Origin of the sequence: Vibrio sp. Isolate25 (assembly GCF_022398025.1) — a bacterium.
In the GTDB taxonomy this organism is placed as follows: domain Bacteria; phylum Pseudomonadota; class Gammaproteobacteria; order Enterobacterales; family Vibrionaceae; genus Vibrio; species Vibrio coralliilyticus_A.
Genome location: NZ_JAKEUT010000001.1, coordinates 438,891 through 457,326, shown reverse-complemented (window position 1 = coordinate 457,326; position 18,436 = coordinate 438,891). Strand labels below are relative to the sequence as shown.

Genomic DNA, 18,436 nt, shown 5'->3' with positions numbered 1-18,436 from the left:
GGCTGGGATTTATTTCCCGCAAGACTGATATTTGCATTTTTTTTGTGATACCATTTTGTCATCTTGCAAATTCGATTCCCCCACACCATCCCTTTCTCCAAAAGAAACTCAAATAAACAAAGACTTAGAGTCTACTGATAAAAATTCATCACGCATCCCGCAATCGTTTTCCGAAATCGTTCACTTCATTATTTTTGGTGAAAAAGGTTGTATTGGGTTTATGTGTTCACCAAATGACGAATATGAGGCAGTAAATCGCTCGCACAAAGGCCTCGTTCACCGTTGATTTCAGCTTCTCTGTCAGCAGCTTGGCTATGTATCATCACACCTTTTACTGCCGCACTGATCAAACTTTCTCCCTGTGCTAACAGACCAAGAATCACACCAGTAAGAACATCCCCCATTCCTCCAGTTGCCATTCCCGGATTGCCTGCATTGCAAATATAGGTTTTTTGTCCATCACAAATGAGCGTTCCTGCCCCCTTTAAAACGATGACACCACCATATTTCTTGTGCAGCTTGCGTACTGCATTGAATCTATCACTTTCTATAGCTTGAACTGAGCACCCTAAAAGCCGAGAGGCTTCACCAGGATGGGGGGTCAGGATTCGATTAGGGTCATAATTTGCTTTTTCTACAAGCAAGTTAAGAGCATCTGCATCAAACACTTTATTCAATGTGGTATCAACAACGGCTTTATACATCTTCTTTGCAGATACATCCGTACCTAGACCAGGGCCAATGGCAAAACAGTCACACCACTGGTTCAACCTCAACGCATTAACCTTGTTATCCAGCCATGATGATGCCATGACCTCTGGACATGACACTAAAGCAGGTAGTGTATGATCCGGATGGGTAAGTAATGCAGTTAAACCTGCCCCGACCCGTTGACATGCCAATGCAGAAAGTACCGCCGCTCCTCCCATTCCTTGATTGCCTCCCACAAGCGTCACTTTGCCATGCAAACCTTTGTGCGCACTTCTTGATCGAGAAAGCATTGGTGCATAATCTTCTACTCTATTAAGCAGCTGCGCAGACGGAGCATTCTGTTGTTCAAATGCACCTTCCACTCCTAGTCCTCGAAAATGCACAATTCCCGTATAATCCCGAGCTTGCCCTGTAAACAACCCCTGCTTTAGCCCGACAAAAGATACCGTATGATCGGCCTTAAGACAGTTTCCTAGCACTTGCCCTGTATTGCTGGAAAGGCCAGAAGGAACATCCACTGAGACAATGGGGATATCGCTCTGATTGAGTTTATTAATAACCAAAAGAAGGTGAGCTCTAACAGAGCCAGAGAGGCCCGTGCCAAGCAAAGCATCCACAATGCAGTCATAGTTAAGCTTTGAATCTAGGTCCGGCACCTCAACACACCCGCCAACTGCACTAAAGTCTTGGTATGCCTGTAGAGCATCACCTTTGAGTTTGCTTTGCTCGACACTTTGCCAGACCGTCACTCGCCACCCAGCTTCAATCGCCAATCTACCCACCACATAACCGTCTCCCCCATTGTTTCCTCCTCCACACACAACCAGAATACTTTGGCATGTGGGGTATTGTTCTTGGACCAATTCGAAAACGGCACGACCAGCGCGAATCATTAGTTGATATAAAGTTACTGATTGGCTTTTCGCGGCAACCACTTCACCTGCTTTCACCTGCTCTGCACGATAAAGAGGAATGGGGGATGACATGGTGACTCCTTAAGATAAAAATAAAGCCAGACAGATTCTGGCTTTATACATACATTAGGCTAAATTCACTCTACTTAACTTGATTCAGCGAAACCAAAGCCTCAGCCGTTGCATCTTGAATGGATAGGAACATTGAGCGAATGTCACCTGTCGGCGTTCTCATCGGGTTGAGTGTGATGTTTTGGTACATAAAATCCGCTTGCTGTGTCACAGGTCTTACGTTTCGACATTTGAATAAGTACGGACGCTGTTGCCATGTAATGAAGCTCCGACATCCTAAATCATAAACAGGTTTGCTCTTTAATTTAAACCAGTCTTCAGGTATCTCAGAAAACAGTTCAAACAATGACTTATCTATCGCATCATGGGCCTGAACTCCACTATGGTGAGTCATAAAACCATTCCAAACTTGAACTTTATACTCACGATCAACCACAATCAGCCCGAGATCGACATTTTGCACCATATCCACCATCCAGTGGAATTGCTCAAATTCGGCAGGAAGGTTAAGCATCAAAAGTCCTCCATCAAGTAAGATAACTTGTTGTCGAGCAATGGAAGAGACTCATCAACAAACATAAACAATAGATCACAGCGGATGGAGGTCCCATCGATGTTGTAACTCACCTCAAACGTCATGGTTTTCTTAAACGATCCCGTTGTCGATTGGATAACTGAATCGATCGAAATATGTTGACCGAGCAATACTGGTGAACTTTGGAAAAAACGAACCTCTGCCTGCTTACCTAATCCATTCAAGAAAGAACCGACGAGAATATTTGACACATCCATCAACAGCTCTAACTCTTCCAGCTCTTCGCTATCAGCCGGGACTTTCATTAATTTTTTTAAATCACAAACACTGGAATCACTGAGCAAGACCAATGCTTCTCCGGCAATGCCTTCTCCACTGAAGCCTTGGCAAACTCCCGACACCTGATCGTTCTCAGCCAAATCACGCAGCGCCATATGCAATTCACTAACTTCGAAGATATTAACATTAGGAAGAGGAAGGTGTACGAAGACATCAAAGTGCCGAGCAAGGGCATCAGCCGCTCTACCGATAGAGACGTTGGCCACTTCCATATAAATATCGCGTCGACGTAAAACGGGTAAATCAACAGACACAGGCGTGACTATTTGTGGCTGAGTGGGCTTTTCAACTAACTCTTTTAATACAGCGTTTAACGCGTCTTTATCGATCGGTTTTTGTATAAAAGCTTTGGCCCCAAGAGCCATGACCCGCTCTTTCGCTTTAGGCTGAATATCGCCGGAAACCACCACAACTTGTATGTTGATGTCACGATTGCCTATCTCTTCTAACGTACCAAAGCCATCAAGCTCAGGCATGGTTAAGTCGAGAAACATCAATTTAAAGTCGTTCTGTTCTAGTTGTTCTAGTGCATCCAGACCATGGACGGCAAAAGTAATCTCTGCATTCAAAGAAGCAGGTAATGAGCGCGCCATTTGCTTTCGGGCTAACGCAGAGTCGTCACAGATAAGGACAGGAAAAGCCATGCATATACCTACTGCTATTCTTGTTACTAATAGTTTAAGTGTAACAGATAGTTAACTCATCAGACACGAATCCAACGAGATAAAACACATCTGATATGAGAACTCCGATCAGACAGTGTGATGTTGCCAAATGATACAAGCCAAGCTAGGCAGTAAAGAGCAACTTACCACGAACCGTTATTCTTCACCGCTCGCTTTTAACTGAAACGTGCTTTCATCAAACCCTTCATCTTGATAGGTGGATGCAATTTCTTTAAAAGTGTTTTCAATGTTCAAAAACGCGTCCACGATTAAAGGCTCGAAGTGGCTGCCTGAGCCTTCAGATATAATGTCCAAAGCCTTTTCGTGAGGAAATGCTGGTTTGTAGACTCGCTCGGAAATTAATGCATCATATACATCAGCTAATGCCATCAGTCTTGCGCTGAGAGGAATGTCTAATCCGGCCAGTCCCTCTGGATAGCCACTTCCATCCCACTTTTCTTGATGACTATATGCAATTTCTTTAGCAACAGTTAAAAAATCGCATTTGAAGTCTATCGACTCTTCTACTGTCATTAACACTGCTCGCCCAAGAGTTGTGTGATACTTCATGACATCAAACTCATCATCGGTTAGTCGAGCTGGCTTGAGTAACACACTGTCAGGTATGCCAACTTTACCGATATCATGCAAAGGCGCCGATTTGTAAAGTAACTCAATCGCTTCTGGGGTAAGGTCCTCCAGATAATGACCTTCACGTACCAGTTCTTCAGCTAAGGCTTTGACGTAATGCTGTGTACGTCGAATGTGGTTACCCGTTTCATTATCACGAGTTTCAGCAAGAGAGGCCATCGCACCTATGGTCGCGTCTTGCAACATTTCCAGTTCTCTCGTGCGTTTTTTAACTCTTCTCTCCAACTCTTCATTTTGCTCAGCTAACTCATCCATGGCACCACGCAATCTTAGGTGAGTATTAATCCGAGAAATTAGTATTGGTGGGCTGATGGGCTTGAGTATGTAATCCACCGCACCCGCGGCAAAGCCTCTCTGTTCATCTTCAATTTGTGACTTCGCAGTGAGAAAAATAACGGGAATATCGCAAGTATCCGGATCCGCCGCTAAACGTGTACATACTTCATAGCCATCCATTTCTGGCATCATGATATCCAAAAGAACAATATCTGGTTTTCTTTGCTTGCAGATATTTATTGCTTGCATCCCACCCGTTGCTACGAGAACGCGATGGTGTGGTTTCAGTAAGCCGCTAAGTAACACTCTGTTCTCAGCATTATCATCGACAACTAAGACGCTGGTTAAATGGTCATCCATGGTTTCCCCCAAACACTTTATCCACATCTAAGGGATAAATGCTGGCTGCTTTTCTTAGGGCAACACTTGCAGACAAAAAATCACAATCGTTGATACACTTACAGCAAGTGTCGAATTCTTCCGACCCAAGTAAAGTATTGAGGTACAAATAATGCTCGTCAAGGTAATCGAGTGCTTGCGCATCTAACTCCTGAAGAAGCACATCCAGATGGTGTATAATTTTCACGCTTTCATCGTCTAAATCTCCCTTTGAATCAGAGGGTTGTGGTCGATGTAGTGCCTGGCATACGTCATGAACAAAGACCGCGAGATAATCTGACATTTCATTTCTAAGTTGCACCAGCCGCTCAGATAACTCCTCGCCTTCCAACTCTTGTTCAAGACGGGCCGCCGTATCAGATAACCGAATAGCACCAAGGTTAGCTGATGAACCTTTTAAGGTGTGGGTGCTCAGTTTTGCATAGTCGAAGTCCCCTTTATCCAAAGCAACATCGAGTCGTTTTACAAAGTCGTGTTCTTTGTCCACAAGTTGAGATAGAAGACGGTGATAAAGGGCTTCATTACTGGCTACTCTAAGTAAACCATTGTGGGTATCTAGGGCTTCAATTGCCTCAAGTAGTGATGCTGTCGATTGATTTTCTTCAACGGCTTTATCGACCGGACTAGGAAATGAGTGACTGTGACGCGCTTGTGTTTTTTCCTGCCCCCCTTGCGGACAACAACGTTTTATCGTCGCGAATAGGTGCTCAGGGTCAATCGGCTTAGAGACATGATCGTTCATTCCAATTTTCATGCAACGTTCACGCTCTTCAACCATAGCATGGGCTGTCATTGCAATCAGTGGAACCGTGTCATAGCGAGCATCACTGCGTATACGCTTACTCGCTTCATAGCCATCCATCACGGGCATCTGAAGATCCATGAAGATTATCTCAAACATATCGGGCGTGCCTATTCTTTGTTCCAAACACTCCAACGCTTCAGCACCGTTGTTTGCGACCGTAACCACGATGCCTTTTTCTTCCATCAGTTCAACTGCAATCTGTTGATTGATCTCATTATCTTCCACTAAAAGAACGGACAAGCCTTCAAGGTCTTTGTCCTTATAATGCCGACGAGAAGGACTGGCTGGCCTTTCGTTACCACTTTGAGGACCAAAGAGATCCATGATGAGATCAAATAGATACGACTGTCCCACAGGCTTAGAGAGGAAACCTGCAATGTCCAATGCTGACACCTCATCAGAGATATCATCTTTATCGTAGGCCGTGACGATAACTATCTTGGGCTGGTGCGCAGCACTGATCTGCTGCCTAATATGCTGGCTAGCTTCAATGCCGCTCATTGTCGGCATCTTCCAGTCCATAAAGACTAAATCGTAGGGCTTCCCAGAGGCTGAAGCACGTTTCAATTCATCCAAGGCCTGTTCACCACTACTGACAAACTTAGGCTTACAAAGGAACATATCGAGCAAGTCTTCCATAATCATAAGCGCGTGCTCATTGTCATCTACAACTAACGCATTGACATGATTGAGCAAATCCGGCACAACGACAGGCGTATATGCCCCCTCAGTCGACGCACCGACCAAAATATTAAAATGAAAGCTACTCCCCACATTCAGTTCACTTTCAACGGAAATCCTTCCCCCCATTAATTCGACTAATCGCCTACAAATAGATAGACCTAAACCCGTACCACCATATTTTCTCGTCGTGCTGCCATCAGCTTGAGTGAAAGCATTAAAGAGCTTGCTAGACTGCTCATCACTCATCCCAATCCCCGTATCTTTTACTACAAATCCCAGATCAATCTTGTCGTCTAGGGTTCTGAGCACTTTAACAGCAACAGAAATTTCCCCTTGTTCGGTAAATTTCACCGCATTGTTAACTAGGTTGATAATGATTTGCCCAAGCCGAAGTGGATCACCATAAAGCATCTTAGGAACGCCTCTAGGAATATCGAAGAGCAGTTCTAAACCTTTTTCGAACGCTTTCTGACCAGTCACCATAGAAACGTTATGCAGAACATCGTCGAGATAAAACTCAATTTCCTCTATAGATAACTTACCCGCTTCAATTTTACTGAAATCCAATATGTCATTAATGATGCCTAATAAAAGCGAAGCTGAATTGTGTATTTTGGAGATGTAGTCATGTTGTTTAGGGGTTAAGTCTGTTTTCAAAGCAAGATGAGACATGCCAATAATGGCGTTCATCGGTGTTCGAATTTCATGGCTCATATTAGCCAAAAACATGGATTTGATTTCAACGGCTTCTTCAGCCTTTGCTCTCGCTTCATTTAGCTCATTTTCTACTTGCTTTCTCGACGTCACATCGCGAAGAAACATTGCTATACGGTATTCGTCATCGAACAAAAATATCGTCATTCCGAGATCAACGGGAATTAGTTTTCCATCGCGAGTATAGGTCTGTACTTCAAAAAACGAGCCACTCACCTTGTCCTGATCATCAAGACTTATCTCTCTTGAAATCAGCTCTATTAAATCCTCTGGCAGTTCTGCATTTAATAAATCAAATAGGTTTTTTCCATCAGCTTCTTCCACGCTATAGCCATAGGTCTCGATAGCGGTTTTATTCCACAGAACAATATTTTTGTGCTTATCGACGATGACGACACTGGACGGCGCTCCTTCAATAATCGTTCGAGACAATGCTTCACTCGCCTGCAAGTCTCTAGTTCGCCGTTCAATTTCTGCTTCCAATCCCTCTTGATGAGTCGCCAGCTCTCGATTTTTAACTTGGAGTTCGTGCATGAGATCATCACGTGTTTTTTCAGACAGCACGTTTTTGATTTCAGCAAAATCTGATGGGGTAAGTGGCTTATTCGCATTGAGCGTCCAAGCCAACTCATGACTGGTCTGTGTAAGCGTCAAAAGAGGAATAGAGACATTAGGTAAGCTTTCACCGTCCGTTGAGCACCACAACGTTTGAATGCCGTTGTCATGAACCCTAACTTTAAGTTGTATAGAGGGTAAGGCTGCGAATAACTGGAAAAGTATCTCGCCACATAGGAAAATAACTTGATCTCTGTAATGCCTTTCATAACCCATCAAATCAAGCACAGCAATGAGTTTTCTGCGCAGCACAATTCGAGATTCATCATCGTTCGTTAAGCGGTATACATGCGGCCTATCCATCGGTATACCTCACTGCGATAGCGGTCGCATCGTCATAAGGTTTGCTAAAAGATTCAATAAACTTGGAAGAAAGTGATTCGACAGTTTCGTAATTCGCATTAGGCAGTAAATCACCGTTGATATTTTCTTTAATGCCATCAGTGGTGAACATAAATACATCCCCATCAGCAAAAGTAAACTGAAACGGACGCAGAGTAGGCAACATTTCACCAACAATGCCAGGCTGTGCAGGAAAGGACCTTTTCTCGCTGGCAAGCTGACGTACAAGCGTATTTCCAATCCCAATACCATTGGCAGACTTATGAGCAGCATCAAAAAAGACGATCGTTACTGCCGCGCCTATTGAACCAAGGAAGACTCGGTGTAGCTCCGTCATCAACCACTCCACGTCTTCACATCCATGCTCTTCGAGAAAGTGCTCAATCTCACGCGCCAGCTTTGCAGCTTTACTCCCATGCCCAAGGGCATCAATAATCACGACGAGAAGAGCCTCGCTGAACTCCTGGATAAAGAAGCCGTCTCCCGTTTCTAACTCACCAAAGTAGGGAACAGCGCGAGAGCTGTATGAAAATCCCATCTACTCTCTCCATTTCACTACCTGAATTTGGGTTCCTTGACCAATACAGGTGTCGATTTCAAACTCATCCACCATTCTCTGAACACCAGGTAACCCCAAACCAAGCGAGCGTCCAGTTGAATAATTTTCTTCTAACGCTTTATCGACATCTTCTATTCCGGGGCCACTATCCTGAGCAACCACCTTCATTCCTCGCCCTTCTTCCCTTTCTAGCTTCCATACAGAGATAACCCCAGACTCAGCATATTTGACGATGTTCATCCCCAGTTCCGACACAACGGTTGATAATTCACTGACGGCTGGAGTGCTGAATCCAAATTGTGCAGCTAAGGTATACGTGGCGATCACTGAGCTCATCACATCGGATTCCGAGCGAATTTCGTATGTTTCAATTATGTCTTCCACTATGCTCGACGCCGTCATTCACTAACTCCCTATTATCGCCAGACCATCATCTATGCTGCTTACGCAGCGCAAAGACTCTGTCTGGTAAGATATGTTGACTAATGCCATGGCAATGCCCGGACGAATTCCTACAAAGAGACAAATACGCCCCATGACTTCGACGGCACTAACAACCTGCATAAGCGAGTCCATGTCTTGCCTGTCTAATGTTTTGACACCAGATAGATCAATAAGCACTCCTTTGATCGAGGTTGAGTTCATCACCATATTCAACAGCTCTTGCCTAAACTCATCCAACACCGCTTTACTTAAATCCACTTGGATATTGGCAATAAGCGCTTGCTTCATTCGGTTGATGGAAATCGATTTATGCATCTTCTGACCTGCCTATCACGACTCATCAGAGAGCTGTTTTAAAGCATCAACATTGAGCCCAACCATTTTGAAGGCATTCTCTAGCGCATCACGAAGAGTCGCGTTGGTACAAACTTCGCCTACATTGATTCCCAACTGAACCATGGTTTGAGCGATAGAAGGAGAAACACCTGAAACCAAGCAATCACAGCCCATCAGTTTGGTTGCTTTGGTTATTTTAATGAAGTGATTAGCTACCGCAGTATCCACCACTGCTACACCAGAAATATCCATGATGAAAATCTTAGCTCTATGCTCAGAGATTTTATTCAATACCGCAGTCATGATGTCTTGCGCACGCTTAGAATCTATAATCCCCACTATGGGAAGCATTAAGATGTCGCGCCAGATCATGGTAACCGGTGTCGACATCGCTAGCAGAGCTTCGCTTTGCTCAGCGATCCTTTTATTAATTAAGCGCGAGTAGGTATCCACGACAATCGTCGTATCAAGATGAAGTAATTTAGTGAATGCAGTGACCAAGGAACTGTATTCATCGCTGTATAAACTGCCGTCATACATTCGCTTAGTAAAAATCACCATTGAGATATTCATGCCAGCAAAGTACGTAGGTAAGGGCAATCCAACGCGAGCGTGTACCTCTCCAACATCTCTTCTCTGCTTTACATAAGCTTCATCGACTTTCGCTTCAAAGAATACGGTCCAATAACGCACTTGGGAGTCCTGCACTCGTACGAGTTTCTTTTCATCACCAAAAAATTGTTTATATTCTGGTAGCTTGTCGAGCCAATCATAAAAGTGCCTAACATAATCATCGAGCTTCGGTACCATCATGCTGCCGAACTTTCTGATCAGCGCTAAGTCAGCCTCATTCAGATCGTGAAGCTCTAGTAAACTTTGAGCACTGTTATAGTTTCCTGTCGAAGAAGTAAGAGACATACCAATAACCTCCATGATTATTGTATTCAAGGCCTTAGTCGAGCTGATTCCTTCCTGCACAGCTCATTAGTATCAGGATAGTCAATAAAATAAGACTGTGAGCAATAAGTTGAATATTTAAAAGTAAATTACTTTAATATCAATAAAAACCAGACAATTCTCTCACGTTTAAAAATTTGTACTTATACTGTTTGAGAAGTACCCAGTCATTTCTATTATTTTGTACGAGGTTGCTCGATGCGCATAAACGAACCTGTGACCCAGAAAGAAGTCACTTATCCTCCTGAATACAATTTGTTGTCCGTCACCAAGACCAGTAGTCACATCAGCTATGCCAGTAAAGAGTTTTGCGATGTTGCTGGATATAGTTTGGATGAACTTGTTGGGCAACCACACAACATCGTTCGCCATCCTGACATGCCACCTGAGGCATTTAAGGATATGTGGGAGTTTCTAAAGTCTGGCAAATCCTGGATGGGGATAGTAAAAAACCGATGTAAAAATGGCGATCACTATTGGGTTGATGCTTTTGCATCGCCGATAAAGGAAAATGGCAAAATCGTTGAGTATCAATCCGTTCGTCTCAGTCCCAACCGTAAACATGTCAAAAACGCCGAAAAAATTTACGCTCAACTCAAAGCAGGTCAAACACCTTTTCAGCTCAAAATGCCTCGCACCCGTCTATGGCAAAGGCTCTGTGCCGCATTTTTTGCTGCTGCTATAATTTCCACATTAGTTGCGTCTGCCTCTCCTATTGCAGCAATCTGGTTATTTTTCCTCCTAGCAACCGGTACTGGTCTCTTATTTACCAGACGATTAGAGGCTCTTTCAGCAGAGGCACGTAAAGTGTTCGATAACCCCCTAATGGAGCTGGTTTATAACGGGCACGTTGATGACCTTTCTGAAATTTCTTTAGCGTTAAAAATGAGACAATCAGAGCTCAACGCTGTAGTGGGGCGAATCCAAAACTCAAACGAGCAAATTGCAGACGCCGCTCAGTCATCAGCACAAAACTGTGAAACAACAGCAGACAACTTGATTGGCCAGACAGCGGAAACGGAACAAGTCGCTGCTGCGATCAATGAAATGCACTCCACCGCAAATGAAATTGCGCAAAATGCTCAAAGTGCTTCGGAAGCAACCGAGCGTGCTAATTCTGCTTTAGGTGAAGGGAAAACCTCTGTTGAACAAACCGTCACTTCGATGAACGAGCTTTCACAACAACTTGGCGTAGCAGCAGATGTGGTTCAACAACTCGCAGAGCATGGTCGTACCATCGGAGAAGTATTAGTTGTCATTCAAGGCGTTGCTGAACAAACCAACTTACTTGCTTTAAACGCTGCTATAGAGGCAGCACGAGCCGGGGATCAAGGACGTGGGTTCGCAGTCGTCGCTGATGAAGTGCGAAAACTCGCCCAACGAAGCCATGAATCTACAGAAGAAATACAAAATATTATCACCCTCATTCAAACCAGCACTGACAAAGCCGTACAAGCCATGGACGAAGGTAGCAAACTCTCTGATATCTGCGTAGATTGCGCTAGCACATCTGGCGAGAAACTGGATGCTCTATTTGGGCAAGTGACGGATATTTCAGATCGCAACAATCAAATCGCGGCGGCGATTGAAGAGATGGCGCGAGTAACAGAAGACATGAACGCCAGCGTGCAATCAATTAGTGAAGTCTGCTCAGCCACAAATATTCTGGCCAGCGATACGCGAGATGAATGTGAAGGGTTAGTTAAAAACCTAAATTCACAAGGGAAACTGGTGAATCAGTTCAGGAAGCTCTAGGCACAAAAAAGCCTTCAAATCTTAGAAGGCTTATTATCGTCGTCTACAACGCGTTTACTTAGCCATGCGAACCAGTGACTTACCAATTAGCCACTCTAATTCTTTAGCGCTCTCTGCGCCGTATTGTGCTTCTGTCGTTTTGTATAGACGCTCAATTCCATTCATTGCAAACTCATGTGTGCTTTGAGAGGTTACGATATGGTGGAATAGTAGGCGTAAAATCGCTAGAAACTCTGCGTTGTCTAACGCTTTCACCCAACTGTCTGAGAATTCTTGCAAGCTGCCGTCAAAATTCAAATGCTCAACAAACATTTTGAAAATTCGACCGTCTAGCGCTGCCGTGAAGTCTGTCTTCTTCGGAAAGTGGTGACTGATACCTGTTCGCGATACACCTGTCTGTTGACTTAGGGTTGTGTACGACATCTTGTCATAGCCCAGACGCAAAAGTTGATCCACTACTGCGTCCATAATCTTCTGAATCGTGATTTCAGTATCTTCTTTACTACGCTTTGGCATGTTCAGGCTCTTCTCTCTGTAAATCCATCTAACTCAAACGAGTCAATAATGTCGCCTATTAGATATCTTACAAGACACCCGTTATAGTCTCAGCAGATCCCTATAGGGAACCTAATAAAACCATCGTACCATATAATACAAACGGCGTCTTAAATAGGTACACAATGTCGTGTAAGATATACTTTTTATAAATCACCACATCCGTGCAATTTATAAAAGAAACAGGCATTATCTTTCATTTATATAATTTGGCTCACGATAATCATACAAATCGAACTCGCTTACAACTAACTGCACACCATCCTGACTCGATAATGACATGATATTTCGCAACAACATGACTAATGTCACACTATTTGACAGGTTTATCAATTCTCAGCTGTTTCCACAATATATTTATAAGATAACATTTCGTTTATCTATACCTTCTGGACTCTTGCTCATTTTTGTGGATTACCATCAAATAACTCGATAAAATATCCATAATTTTTGTAAGAGGATTGTCGTAATGAGCACAGAACTAGAACAAGCTGACGTATGTGAAGCATGTGGTTGCGCTGGTGAGATGGGCTTTATTATCAAAGAAGGGGATGACGTCGCAGAAGTCACGATTTTTTCCGAGGGAAAAGCCCTACTCGAAGCGGAGCTGAATAAATATATAGAGTTAGCAAAACAAGTTTCTGAGAATGTAGAGTATGAAGTCACAGCAATTGAAGAGACGTCCAAAGAGCTAACCGCTCGATTCAAGTTCGAAGTCAGCGCAGAAAAGCTTATTTTTGAGTTAAAAACGCGTTCACTGACACGCTAAGATATGTAAAAAGCGGACATCTAGTCCGCTTTTTTGGCGCCGTTACTCTCTCAATATTGACCCAGGCCAGACTCCTCATTAATACTTAGGGCAAATTATCGCCTGGACTGTCTTATGAAGCATTGGCTTCTGCCTTCACTTATCGCTCTACTGTCTGCGCCTACACTTGGTGAGCCGATAGATCATTATCGTATCCTCAATCACCTTGATAACTATGGCAATCTTGACCTTCGCAATAAACCTTATCAAGCACTTCCATCAGGCTTAGTGATTAAAGGCAATCTCAACATTGCCAAAACCAGCATCAAAGAAATTCCCCAAGGCGTTGAGATACAGGGTAGCTTGGATGCTTCAAACAGCCAGCTCAAAAAGATAGCTAAAGGCGTGAACATCAGAGGTTACGCGAATTTACTTGCCTCACAAATCACTCGCTGGCCATCAGGCATTAAAGTCGGAGGCTATGTCAATCTGACAGACACGCCTCTTACTAAGCTCCCTCCGCGCTTCAAAGTCAAAGGTGACTTGAGCGTGATAAGAACCCCGCTTGAGAAGCTCCCAGAAGGATTAGTCGTCGAAGGTAATCTTTATATTGGAGGGTCAAACATTACTGAATTCCCAGATAAGATGACTGTGAAAGGCAATATCTTCTTAGGTGGGAATCGGATCACTAAATGGCCAACCTCTCTAGATTTAGGTGGGGCAGTCGCGCCGTAGCATAAACCTCTCATCCCTATGCATTGACTAAAGTTCACCTTCCCTGACCCGAAAAAAATCCCCAAGCTAAACGCTTGGGGATCGGTAGTCTAAAAGTCATCGCTCAGCTGCAACTTTCGCTTGGACTAGGACTCAACTTGAGGTTCGGATGTTTTCACATCTTCAAACACCTGAGTTGGTTTTGCCACAATACTGCGTGTTTCTTGATTAACATCATTCAGCACTAGCTCAAGCACATCCCCTAGACGATAGATCACTTCTTTATCGATAGAAACAGTGCCAGCCTCACCATTGCACTCCAAGCGCTCTTTGTTCGCCAAAATTAAAGAGCCCGGAATAAATGCCGCCGCGCCATTCTCAATTAAGCGAACCCGAACACCTGCACGTGAGACATCAAAAATTTCACCATTATAGATGGTGCCTTTTGTTGGTTCTTCTGCGAGAGTTCGAGCATACAACCAATCCCCAACACTACGCTCAGCAATTTTATGATGCTTACGATGTAAAGCTAGCTCTTCACCCACGGTTTCATCTGCCGTTTGAACCGGCTCTTTACCCAGAATGTGTGCTTTAAGCATACGATGGTTAATCATGTCGCCATACTTACGAATTGGGGATGTCCAAGTCGCATATAACTCTAGCCCCATCGCGTAATGAGGCAATGGCTGATTACCAATTTCGCTATACGCTTGATACTTACGAATTCGGTTATCAAGGTAACTCGTCTCTTGCTTTGCTAACCAACGACGTAATTGAGCGAAACCTTCGAGAGTAGTAACACTTTCTACCGTAAATGGTAAGTCGCCTTCTGGGTTAATCAATGTAATAACGTCAGCTACTTTCTCAGGTTTAAAACCCGCGTGGGTATTGAACACGCCAGAATCAAAGCTCGCTTTTAGTACTTTACCCGCACAGATGTTAGCAGTGATCATCGACTCTTCAACAAGGCGGTTTGCAGAACGTCGCATATCCGCGTGAATTGCAACCACATCGTTATCTTCACTCAGTTCAAAACGATAATCTGGTCGATCAGGGAATACAACGGCATGAGTTTCACGCCATTCTGCTCGAGCTTGAGAAAACGCGTAAAGATCTCGGACGACCTCAGCTATCTCATCATTTGGTTGCCAGGCATCGCAATGGCCGTTTTCAAGCCAATCTGAAACATGGTCGTAAACCAGACGAGCATGAGATTTGATATTTGCAGCAAAGAACTTAACATCATCACCAATCACCCCATCTTTACTCACCGTAACAGTACAGCACAAAGCTGGGCGCTGTTCGTTTTCAATCAGAGAACATAGCTCATCGGCAAGATCTCGCGGCAGCATAGGAATATTACGGCCAGGCAAATAAATCGTGAAGCCACGCTCACGCGCCACTTTGTCCATATCACTATCCGGTGTGATATAAGCCGTTGGATCAGCGATCGCAATCGTCAGCTCAAAATCGCCGGTTTCCGTTTTCTTAGCGTACAACGCATCATCCATATCTTTGGTTGATTCACCATCAATAGTGACAAAAGGGACGTGCGTCATATCGATACGCTCTAACTCTGCGTCATCTTTGATTTCCCAATTATCGATACCGGCCGGTTCGGTGTTTGGTAAGTCGTTTTCAGCTAATGTTACCCACCAAGGCGCGATCTTGTCGTCAGCGTCAGTAATCTTCTGTGAAATTTCTACAAAGAAGCCGTTATCCCCTTTTAAAGGGTGACGAGTCAAATGAGCGACAACCCAATCGCCATCATTAAAGTCGTCGCTTTTCAAGCCTTTCTGAACTTTTGCTTTCAAAGATAGTTTTTTAAGCTGAGGATGGTCAGGAGCAACGTTCAACTTACCTTTGAATAACTTTACTCGACCAATAAAACGATTGATGCCCTGCTCCAAAAGCTCTTCTGGCTCAGCCACTTCACGCTCTTTCTCTGTACGAATAATCGCCTTCACTTTGTCACCATGCATACATTTTTTCATGTACGGAGGCGGGATAAAGAAGCTTGTCTTGCTATCGACTTCTAGGAAGCCAAAGCCTTTTTCAGTCGCCTTGATTGTGCCTTCCTTTTTAGGAAGGTTTTCTTGGATTTGCTGCTTGAGTTGAGCCAGTAGAGGATTGTCTTGGAACATTTTAACTTCTAACTAATTCGTTCATATCCCGAATGCAGTCGCATTCGACGCTATATTCTTCCTAGTCAACGAGTCATCAGCACTTCGCAATGACCACTCATTTTTTGGAGTCCACTTGTTGCCGCACATGGTACTAGGTAATGTGATCAATGTATATTGCAGAACTGTTTTATCACTAGCTGCTTCTACCAAGGAAACGTTTGATGGCTACTTTGCACACAAATAGTTTCACATGCCCCCAACTTTCGCTCACTGAGCACTCATTTTTGTCCATAGTGAGAAAAATATGTGATGTAATTCAATTTTTTCTGGCTTTTTTTATGCTTTTAGGGAATAATTCGCTCCCTCAAATCGATGCGACTACTTTTATGGCAAAGTGACCACGTGACACAATGCAAAGTAGTGAGCGGCATCGAGAGAATTTATGTCCCTAGTGGCTTGATGCGATTTACGACTTTTCCGCATCTGAATGGAATCAGCTCTCAACTGGATTGGTATTGGAATTGGTAGAGCTCATGGGACCTTTTGTTGACATAATATAGTAGGATCCCAATGACAGATTCTGTAATTCAGTTTAGCGATCTAGCGCTTAACGACTCTATCCTTTCAGCTCTTGACGGTATGGGTTTTGTTTCACCAACGCCAATTCAGGCAGCGGCCATTCCGCACCTATTGGCTGGTAAAGACGCACTAGGTAAAGCTCAGACTGGTACTGGTAAAACAGCAGCTTTCTCTCTCCCTCTTCTTAACAAGCTAGACCTGACACAACGTAAGCCTCAAGCCATTGTGCTTGCACCAACGCGTGAACTTGCGATTCAGGTTGCAGCTGAAATTAAGAACCTAGGCAAAAACATCTCTGGCCTTAAAGTACTTGAGATCTACGGTGGTGCGTCTATCGTCGATCAAATGCGTGCCCTTAAAAACGGTGCTCACATTGTTGTCGGCACACCTGGCCGTGTTCAAGACCTTATCAACCGTGACCGTCTACACCTAGACGAAGTACACACATTCGTTCTTGATGAAGCGGATGAGATGCTAAACATGGGCTTCGTTGATGACGTGACTGAAATCATGGAGCACGCGCCTGAATCAGCACAACGTGTACTTTTCTCTGCGACTATGCCTCCTATGCTTAAGAGCATTGTTGAACGTTTCCTGCGTGATCCAGAAACAGTAGACGTTGCGGGTAAAAACCACACAGTAGACAAAGTAGAGCAACAGTTCTGGGTTGTTAAAGGCGTAGAAAAAGACGAAGCAATGTCTCGTCTTCTAGAAACTGAAGAGACTGACGCATCCATCGTATTCGTACGTACTCGTCAAGACACTGAACGTCTAGCGGATTGGCTATGTGCACGTGGCTTCAAAGCATCTGCCCTACATGGTGACATTCCTCAGTCTCTACGCGAACGTACTGTTGATCACATCAAACAAGGTGTTATCGACATTCTAGTTGCAACTGACGTTGTAGCACGTGGTCTTGACGTTCCACGTATCACGCACGTATTCAACTACGACATTCCATTCGATGTTGAGTCTTACATCCACCGTATCGGCCGTACAGGTCGTGCTGGGCGTAAAGGTAAAGCGATCCTTCTAGTTCGTACTAACCAACTACGTATGCTTCGCACTATTGAGCGCGTAACTAAGTCATCAATGGAAGAGATCCAACTTCCACATCGTGACAAAGTTGCAGAAGCTCGCGTTGCAAAACTGGGGGCAGAACTTGAAGCAGATAAAGAACACAAAGCACTAGAGAAGTTCTCTGAGCTAGTTGAAAAACTGCAAGAATCTCTAGAGCTAGATGCAGCAACACTGGCTGCGATTCTTCTTAAGCGTCAGCAAGGTAAGCGCCCGCTATTCTACATTGGCGAAGACCCAATGATTGAAGCGATTGAGCGTGACAAGAAACGCCGTAAAGAACGTCGTGAAAATGGTCGCGATGGCCGTGACGGTGGCCGTAGCTTCAATACTCAAGATTGGGATACTTACCAACTTCAAGTGGGTCGTGAGCAAGGCGTACAAGTTAAAGATATCGTTGGTGCGCTTGCAAACGAACTTGGCCTGACGAAAGGGTCTATCGGTGCAATCAAACTTGCACAAGGTGAAACTTACGTTCAGCTACCAAAAGCTATGTCTTCAGACACTGCAGGTAAGCTACGCAAACTGCGTATCCGTCAGAAGCAAGTTGACGCTGTAGTGTGTGACTTCAATGATTTCCGCGAACCACGTCGTAGTGGTGGCCGTGATGGCGGTCGTGGAAGTCGCGATGGCAGCCGTCGTGATGGTGGTTACCGTGGTAACCGTGACGGCAATCGTGAAGGTGGCTATCGTGGTAACCGCGAAGGTGGTCGTGGCAATCGAGAAGGCGGCCGTCGTGATGGTGAACGTCGCTTCGACCGCAACCGTGGTGGCGATCACCGTGGCAACTACCGTGGTGAACGTGGTCATAGCCGTGACCGTCGCACCGAAGCTTAATTAGCTGATTTTTAAAATCCCCACCAG

Annotated in this window: 15 protein-coding genes; 4 read left to right on the top strand and 11 right to left on the bottom strand. The window is 44.4% G+C overall.

Annotated elements, in window-relative coordinates:
* Nucleotides 1–218: 218 nt before the first annotated feature.
* The 9 genes from L1D15_RS02065 to L1D15_RS02025 form a co-directional block, all read right to left on the bottom strand.
* Nucleotides 219–1,697, bottom strand: a complete 1,479-nt coding sequence (locus L1D15_RS02065) for an NAD(P)H-hydrate dehydratase (RefSeq protein ID WP_239874505.1) — start codon at nucleotides 1,695–1,697, stop codon at nucleotides 219–221.
* A gap of 70 nt (nucleotides 1,698–1,767) precedes the next feature.
* Nucleotides 1,768–2,211: a PAS domain-containing protein gene (locus L1D15_RS02060; RefSeq protein ID WP_239863853.1), complete on the bottom strand. Its 444-nt coding sequence runs from the start codon at nucleotides 2,209–2,211 to the stop codon at nucleotides 1,768–1,770.
* Nucleotides 2,211–3,215: a response regulator gene (locus tag L1D15_RS02055; protein WP_239874504.1), complete on the bottom strand. Its 1,005-nt coding sequence runs from the start codon at nucleotides 3,213–3,215 to the stop codon at nucleotides 2,211–2,213. Before L1D15_RS02055 ends, L1D15_RS02060 begins: the two co-directional genes overlap by 1 nt.
* Before the next feature lie 177 nt (nucleotides 3,216–3,392).
* A complete protein-coding gene (locus tag L1D15_RS02050) occupies nucleotides 3,393–4,523 on the bottom strand; it encodes a two-component system response regulator (protein WP_239874503.1) in 1,131 nt (376 codons plus the stop codon).
* Nucleotides 4,516–7,683 carry a response regulator gene (locus L1D15_RS02045; protein WP_239874502.1) on the bottom strand — a complete coding sequence of 1,056 codons (3,168 nt, stop codon included), beginning with the start codon at nucleotides 7,681–7,683 and terminating at the stop codon, nucleotides 4,516–4,518. The genes L1D15_RS02050 and L1D15_RS02045 overlap by 8 nt, the downstream gene beginning before the upstream one ends.
* Nucleotides 7,676–8,260 carry a SpoIIE family protein phosphatase gene (locus tag L1D15_RS02040; RefSeq protein WP_239874501.1) on the bottom strand — a complete coding sequence of 195 codons (585 nt, stop codon included), beginning with the start codon at nucleotides 8,258–8,260 and terminating at the stop codon, nucleotides 7,676–7,678. Before L1D15_RS02040 ends, L1D15_RS02045 begins: the two co-directional genes overlap by 8 nt.
* Nucleotides 8,261–8,683 carry an ATP-binding protein gene (locus L1D15_RS02035; RefSeq protein WP_239863848.1) on the bottom strand — a complete coding sequence of 141 codons (423 nt, stop codon included), beginning with the start codon at nucleotides 8,681–8,683 and terminating at the stop codon, nucleotides 8,261–8,263.
* A gap of 3 nt (nucleotides 8,684–8,686) precedes the next feature.
* The gene (locus L1D15_RS02030; protein ID WP_239835356.1) at nucleotides 8,687–9,040 is read right to left on the bottom strand and encodes an STAS domain-containing protein; all 354 of its coding nucleotides are present in this window, start codon (nucleotides 9,038–9,040) and stop codon (nucleotides 8,687–8,689) included.
* Nucleotides 9,041–9,055: 15 nt separating this feature from the next.
* Entirely contained in the window at nucleotides 9,056–9,979 is a 924-nt protein-coding gene (locus L1D15_RS02025; RefSeq protein ID WP_239863846.1) for a protoglobin domain-containing protein, read from the bottom strand.
* Nucleotides 9,980–10,216: 237 nt separating this feature from the next.
* Here L1D15_RS02025 and L1D15_RS02020 point away from each other — a divergent pair, with 237 nt between their 5' ends.
* Complete coding sequence (locus L1D15_RS02020; protein ID WP_239874500.1) at nucleotides 10,217–11,773, top strand: PAS domain-containing methyl-accepting chemotaxis protein; 1,557 nt, start codon at nucleotides 10,217–10,219, stop codon at nucleotides 11,771–11,773.
* A 54-nt stretch (nucleotides 11,774–11,827) separates the two neighbouring features.
* On the opposite strand, the gene L1D15_RS02015 is transcribed toward L1D15_RS02020, so the two are convergent.
* A complete protein-coding gene (locus tag L1D15_RS02015) occupies nucleotides 11,828–12,289 on the bottom strand; it encodes a TetR/AcrR family transcriptional regulator (RefSeq protein ID WP_239835359.1) in 462 nt (153 codons plus the stop codon).
* Nucleotides 12,290–12,797: 508 nt separating this feature from the next.
* Between L1D15_RS02015 and L1D15_RS02010 the strand changes: the two genes are divergently transcribed.
* Nucleotides 12,798–13,097, top strand: coding sequence for a YfcZ/YiiS family protein (locus L1D15_RS02010; protein WP_239835360.1), 300 nt, complete (start codon nucleotides 12,798–12,800; stop codon nucleotides 13,095–13,097).
* Between the two features lie 114 nt (nucleotides 13,098–13,211).
* Nucleotides 13,212–13,811: a hypothetical protein gene (locus L1D15_RS02005; RefSeq protein WP_239874499.1), complete on the top strand. Its 600-nt coding sequence runs from the start codon at nucleotides 13,212–13,214 to the stop codon at nucleotides 13,809–13,811.
* A 125-nt stretch (nucleotides 13,812–13,936) separates the two neighbouring features.
* Here the strand turns inward: L1D15_RS02005 and rnb are convergent, their stop codons facing one another.
* Nucleotides 13,937–15,934 carry an exoribonuclease II gene (gene rnb / locus L1D15_RS02000; RefSeq protein ID WP_239874498.1) on the bottom strand — a complete coding sequence of 666 codons (1,998 nt, stop codon included), beginning with the start codon at nucleotides 15,932–15,934 and terminating at the stop codon, nucleotides 13,937–13,939.
* A 552-nt stretch (nucleotides 15,935–16,486) separates the two neighbouring features.
* On the opposite strand from rnb, the gene L1D15_RS01995 reads away from it, so the two are divergent.
* Nucleotides 16,487–18,409, top strand: coding sequence for a DEAD/DEAH box helicase (locus tag L1D15_RS01995; RefSeq protein WP_239874497.1), 1,923 nt, complete (start codon nucleotides 16,487–16,489; stop codon nucleotides 18,407–18,409).
* The last annotated feature ends 27 nt before the right edge of the window (nucleotides 18,410–18,436 follow it).